This is a genomic window from Cyanobium sp. BA5m-21, assembly GCF_024346235.1.
GTDB classification, from domain to species: Bacteria; Cyanobacteriota; Cyanobacteriia; order PCC-6307; family Cyanobiaceae; genus Cyanobium_A; species Cyanobium_A usitatum.
In genome coordinates this window covers 1-5,867 of record NZ_JAGQCO010000085.1, presented here as the reverse complement: position 1 = coordinate 5,867, position 5,867 = coordinate 1, and the positions used below count along the sequence as shown (strand labels likewise).

At 46.0% G+C, this 5,867-nt stretch carries 7 protein-coding genes; all 7 read left to right on the top strand.

The features are described from left to right. Positions 1-56: 56 nt before the first annotated feature. Complete coding sequence (locus tag KBY72_RS14010) at positions 57-287, top strand: hypothetical protein (protein ID WP_254993832.1); 231 nt, start codon at positions 57-59, stop codon at positions 285-287. Between the two features lie 527 nt (positions 288-814). Then, positions 815-1,279: a hypothetical protein gene (locus KBY72_RS14005; protein ID WP_254993831.1), complete on the top strand. Its 465-nt coding sequence runs from the start codon at positions 815-817 to the stop codon at positions 1,277-1,279. A gap of 228 nt (positions 1,280-1,507) precedes the next feature. After that, the gene (locus KBY72_RS14000) at positions 1,508-3,634 is read left to right on the top strand and encodes a VapE domain-containing protein (RefSeq protein WP_254993830.1); all 2,127 of its coding nucleotides are present in this window, start codon (positions 1,508-1,510) and stop codon (positions 3,632-3,634) included. A gap of 66 nt (positions 3,635-3,700) precedes the next feature. After that, positions 3,701-4,057 (top strand): hypothetical protein, encoded by a 357-nt coding sequence (locus KBY72_RS13995; protein ID WP_254993829.1) that lies wholly within the window; start codon positions 3,701-3,703, stop codon positions 4,055-4,057. Positions 4,058-4,061: 4 nt separating this feature from the next. After that, complete coding sequence (locus tag KBY72_RS13990) at positions 4,062-4,598, top strand: hypothetical protein (protein WP_254993828.1); 537 nt, start codon at positions 4,062-4,064, stop codon at positions 4,596-4,598. A 27-nt stretch (positions 4,599-4,625) separates the two neighbouring features. Then, on the top strand, positions 4,626-4,964 hold the full coding sequence (locus KBY72_RS13985; protein WP_254993827.1) for a hypothetical protein: 339 nt from the start codon (positions 4,626-4,628) through the stop codon (positions 4,962-4,964). A gap of 618 nt (positions 4,965-5,582) precedes the next feature. After that, the coding region (locus KBY72_RS13980) for a hypothetical protein (protein WP_254993826.1) at positions 5,583-5,867 on the top strand (285 nt) is incomplete at its 3' end.

The following is a 5,867-nucleotide window of genomic DNA, read 5'->3' as shown; positions in this document are numbered from 1 at the left end:
CAGGCTGAAGCTAAGAAACTAAAAGACACCAACGTCCCCACAACTACTAAATCAAAATGAAAAATCAAAAGCAAAATCCAATTGCAATTCGAGTTCAGCCAATGGCTGGCAGACAAATGGCCCCCGATTGGAAACAGAAAACTAATGAATTTGGCGGAAACTTTGACCGCCGTGATTTGGAAAATATGTGGCGTACTCCTAATTGGAGTTCAAAACTGAATTCCGACAATGTTGATAATCTCACGCGCAGCAGCAGATTGTCATCTCCAACAGCATCAGGAATTTAAAAATGGAGCCATATGATTCCGACTGGGAATTTCTAGGTCGGAAACTTTCGCTAGTATGTAGAGGTTGAGGCGGTTTTTTGCAGCGCCTTAACGTCCTCGATGTCAAACGGGCGGAAGTAACGTAGCCGCCCCTTTTTTATCGTCTATACTGATATTGGCGGGCTCATCATCCGCCACTCCTGGTGGTTAAATCAAATTAGGTCTAGGGATCGTCGGATTTCTAGGCCTTTTTTGTGGCAATTTGATATTTAGCCCCACCATGGATCTTAACCGTATCTTAACCCTGCGGCCCACTACTTTCATGGGTCAGGTCGAAAAACGGTGGTTAGGCTTAAGAGGTGTTACAAAACTTCATTATGCAAAACACCCCGACCAACCCATTCAGCGTACGGCTGACAAATACTGAAAGGCAAGTGCTGGCAAGGGCCGCTGCTCAAATCAATGTTACGCGAAATGCATTTGTTCGCGCTGCGGTCGTCAGTCTGGCTGTCGATTTGCAGGATGACCATTTGGTGGAGGCTTGAACCATGGACATGACCAACGTGAAAATTTATCAGCCCGGTGACATGGTCGCCGTGAATGATCGCTATGGCGAACCATGGGCAATAGGCATTGTTGATAAGGCTACCGATCCCCAATATGGATGGACGAAGGTAGTTGTTCCTCATGATGGATCAATTAGTTTCGTTGTCCCCGGCTATTCACCTAATGACATACGCATGGCAATGGAAACAGAATTGGAAGAATCACCACCGTGGACTAAAAAGTTTGTAGCTAGTGACAGGCTCAATCGTATTGATCCGCCTATTCTCAAAAGGGATATTACAGGCGCGGCATATCAAGCGTTGACTACTTACGGAATTAAACGATTTAGCCAACTAAAAAAAATGAGTGATGTTGATCTATTGCAAATGAAAGGAATAGGAACAAAAGCACTTGCAGTGATTAGGCAGTGGCAACAGAAGACTGAAATGGATCTCTGTCCTTTCTAGAAATCAGCCCTAGCCACCAATGGCGAAGTGCGCTTCAATGAGCCAAATTTTTCAATTCCCCTCCAACTCACAAAAAAAAGCGCGGACCCTCGGCAAAAGGGTCTCGCGCTTAAAAACCAAAATGAAATTCTCCATAACTGTAGCAGCGGCCCATAGCCGCTGGCAAGGGTCGGCCCATGGTGGCTGCCCATTCACTGCATCATGCCCATCCATGCTGGAGGTGGGGCCATGACTATGGCGCCGCCGTCCATGGCAACGCTCATTGACGAGCTGCCGGAAGATTTTGCACTGGTGGGATGCAATGGCAAAAAGATCCCCATAGACCACCTCACGGGCGAAGTGGCTGCCCATGGATGGCCATCAAACCCTGCCGACCGTGACGAGCTGAAGACCAGCCGCCATATCCGCGCTATTGGCGTAATTACGGGCCAGCAGAGTGGCGGGGCTCTGGTGGTGGACTTCGATGGCCCTGAGGGTGAGACATCGTTTCAGAGGCTCACGGGACAGCCATCAGCGGCATTACCGGCAACCATTGCCAACAGCAGCGGCAAGCCGGATCGTAAAAAACTGTTTTTGACAGTAAATGATTTTAGTCTGCATGAATTTATTACTGGCATAGGGGCCAATTCAAAAGAATTTCCGGGTTTAGAAATCCTATGGAATGGTCGGCAAGCCGTCATCATTGGAGATCATCCTGAAACAGATGGCTATTTCTATTTGGATGGATGCAGTCCAGCGGAAATCAGCAAACCAGCAGAGGCGCCGGATTGGTTAATTTCGCCATTGATATTTGCTGAAACAAGCGATGCAGCTTCAACGCTGCCGCCGTCAGCAGATATTGAAACATTGCAAGTGATTGTCAGCCATTTGGTTCCCGCTGATTTCGAGAGCTACTGGCCATGGCTCCATTTGGGAATGGCACTGAAGATGGCAGATCCCAGTGAGGACAGCAAAAATATTTGGCTTAACTTTTGCCAGAAGTTGCCAAATTACGATGAAAAAGAGATTCATTACAAGTGGAAAGGATTTAAGACAGCGGATCAATGGGCGAAGAAATTTCCCAATAAAAAGCCATTGTCTATTGCCACTATTATCAAAATGGCAATGGCTAATGGCTACAAGCCAAAAGCTAATTCAACGGTTGAAAAACTAGTTGCCGACCATGACTATCAAGGGCTTCTGGAAAAAGCGCAGGAAAAAGCAAATACCCAAAATCTACTGGCTTTTTGTCGCTGCCTAGACATTAAATGGAACGACCTAAAACGCCTAGTTGAATTTAATGGAAAGACAACAGAACCTAAGATGGCATATCTCATTTTGGCAGACAAGTTTGGAATTGAAGCGAAAAAGGAAACTGCTAAAGATGTGTTTTTAGAAGTTGCCAAACAATATTCATACAATCCAGTGGCTGATTATTTCAATAGCCTGCGGGAATTAGATTTGCCATTGGTAAGCAATGAGCAATTATCAAAAGGCTTTGGATTTGATAAAAACGATTCCCAATCTATCGAGCTATTCCGGCTACATTTGAGAGCATGTGCCAACCGTGGCTTAAACCCCGGCTGCAAACTAGATAGCCTTTTGATTTTTGAAGGATTGCAGGGTGATTGCAAAAGCGGCAGCATAAAAGCATTGTCGCCAAATAGGAGCTGGTACGATGAGACTACACACACCAACTTTGATAGCAAAGATGCGCTATCGGCTTTTAACAGTACATTCCTGCATGAATTTAGCGAAATTGAAAAACTTACGATGACGCGAGATGTTGCAGAATTCAAAAGTTGGATTACGCGAGAATTTGACTGTTATGTGGAAAAATACGAAACACAAGTTACAGAACATCCGCGCCGCTGTTGTCTTTTTGGCACCACTAATCAAAAACAATTCTTAAATGATCCCACTGGTTCGCGGCGCTTTTTAGTTTGCCATGTTGCAAAGAAATCAAATCCGAAACTAATTGAGGAATTCAGGGATGCGCTATGGCGGCAATCACTTTTAGAGCTAGAGAGCGGCATGCCGTATTATTTGGAAAATAACGATCAACTGGCCATTGCAAATAATGAGCGCGGCGCCATTGCAACTCATACCCATCCATGGGAAGATTTGCTAAATGAAAAAATTGGCGGGTTGCCCATAGGTACGTTTGTCTCATCGTCTTCAATATTGGCGATGACAGAAGTTAAATCAGACCGTGCTAATGCAGGGCATTACAAAATTCTGGCTTCAATTATGGATCGGCTTGGGTGGATAAGAAAAAAGCGCCGCGAGGATAACAGTCCAGTTAATGGTTTTGAAAAAGTTACCAACATAGCTGCTATAGCTGACCATCAGGAAGATTTGGCCAATATTTTCTAAATAACTGTTTTTGCCATTGTCATCATGAATTGCCATCGGTCTACCGGTGGCTTTTTTTTGGTCTCCGTGGGGCTGTTCCAGATGTTCCAGCAAATTCCCAACACTTGCATTCACGCTCCATCGGCCCCTAAACCGCCGTTTTTGCCATCAAAAGCTAAAAAGGAAAGTCCTGAGATTCTTCTGGAACATCTGGAACATCTGGAACAAGTCAATGGTGGACTGGGTTTGAAGCGTTCCAGAAGCGTTCCAGAAGGGCCGTTTGTTCCAGTAGAAATTTCCATGGACGATCATGGCCTACTAAAAAGCTGGCAAATGTTCCAGAAGAGGCGTTTTTGTTCCAGTAACGGCAAATTCTTCTGGAACGCTTCTGGAACAGATTTGCACTTGCATGGAATGGCATGGACAATGGGTCAGCAATATTAATTCGATGGACAGCGCCGGCCTGGTGCCCATGGACCAGCAGCATGAAGCCGAGGTGGATGGACAACCTTTGAACGAATGGGCAGCTTCAAATGAAATTGGCAAAAGTACCGCCTATTCATTTTTGGCACTGGTCAAGCAACACGGGATTGAACCAGAAAAAACCAAGGGCGCCGGAACCAAACCATTGGTGCTTTTGACTGGTCCAGTTCTGAAAATGATGAATCAGCTTCTGGCGGATCATCGCCGTGGGATGTCCCTACCAGATATCAAACGAAAATACGAAACCAGCAGCGCCATAGCCACAACACCACCAGCGGCCATTTCAGCCATTCCCGCTGATGAACCGGTTAACGATCCTGAAATTCTGTTGAAGCGGCTGGAGGCGGCAACCATGGCGCAATCAACTGGACTGCCACTGACAAAAGCCGAAATTCAATGGATCATCGGCACCGGCATCAGCAGCGAAACAGCGGCAATGGCACGGTGCGGCATTGAAAAGCGCGGGAGACGCTGGACGCTGTTGCCGCCGGCAGTAGGCTAACGAGTAAGTAGGAGCATTTTTATCAAAATGAAACCACACCAGAGTTTAATAGTTTTATCTTTTGGACTTGCTTTGTTTACTTCACCTGTTGACGCTGCGGGGGTTGATTACGTTAAATGTGATGCAATGCAAAACGCATTGGTTAGGCTTGCCAATACTCCTGAGATGCAACTTGTCAGCCAATTGGCGAGGAACAGAGCTATAACAAATTCTCGTTCTGCCTACGAAGAAAATGAGCTTTACCCCGGATATTATCAAGAGGCGATTGGTCAACTTAAACGCGGTATAGGCGACCCAGAACAGGTCGCTGTACTAAAAAAGATTTCCGAGATAATGGCTGAAAAGGAGAAAATGGGTTGCCCATAGTCAGCCCCTTCTACCCCCAACAGGTTGAAAGGATCGGACTATGGCCATTTGAGCCATGGCAATGGATGTCATAGATAGAGAGTCAATGAATGCCGCCATGGCACGGAACGCTCCATGATCGACCATGGAACGCCATGGAAAAAAGCTATGCAGGCATTGCATAGAAAAAAGCATTGACAAAAGCACCATGGACCGCCATGGAATTTTTTAGCCTCCATGGAACCCCGTGGAATTCCGCGTACCTGTCTATTGAGCAGTTACGCAAGCCTGGACCGCCATGCAGCCAACAGCCATAAACCCTGTTGTGGACAGGCTTTAAGGGGTTGTCGCCATGCCGCCATGGCCGCGTCCATAAATCTGGACCGGCATAGTTGGACTTGGTCGGCAATGGACACCAGCAGCAGCGCCGCCAGACCCACATAAACCTTAAATCTATTTAACTGTGCAGCATCGTAGACTATATCCTCTAGCGCAATAACGGCGGCAAGCTATTTTTTGTTTCGGCGGGTTACCTAATTATTTTGCGGTGGGTTTTTGTATCCAGTTCTGAAAACTGCTAAATGGTGTAGTTAGTCGCAAAATGCTCGTTAGACTTATGTAACACCAGCGAAACTATTTATGGTGAAACTACCATCGCCCACAAATTGGCTCAGTTGCCGTGAGGCTTATCAGCTCGCAAAATACCATTTGCGAAAGGATGAACATGCACTTAAAACTGCATTAGACATCTGGAACGATTGGGAAATCGAACGTGCATTACTGACACCTACCTGCATTATTGGTTTCCACAAAAAAGTTGCCGATGAATACAAACAGTCGTCACTGGAATTTGATGAAGCCAGTAAAAATTTTGAATTAGCTTGTCAAATTCAGGCTGAAGCTAAGAAACTAAAAGACACCACC

What these genes read in the sequence shown, in the direction of transcription:
- KBY72_RS14010 (WP_254993832.1), top strand. Translation starts at nt 57, where the DNA reads ATGAAAAATCAAAAGCAAAATCCAATTGCAATTCGAGTTCAGCCAATG.
- KBY72_RS14005 (WP_254993831.1), top strand. Translation starts at nt 815, where the DNA reads ATGGACATGACCAACGTGAAAATTTATCAGCCCGGTGACATGGTCGCC.
- KBY72_RS14000 (WP_254993830.1), top strand. Translation starts at nt 1,508, where the DNA reads ATGACTATGGCGCCGCCGTCCATGGCAACGCTCATTGACGAGCTGCCG.
- KBY72_RS13990 (WP_254993828.1), top strand. Translation starts at nt 4,062, where the DNA reads ATGGACAGCGCCGGCCTGGTGCCCATGGACCAGCAGCATGAAGCCGAG.
- KBY72_RS13985 (WP_254993827.1), top strand. Translation starts at nt 4,626, where the DNA reads ATGAAACCACACCAGAGTTTAATAGTTTTATCTTTTGGACTTGCTTTG.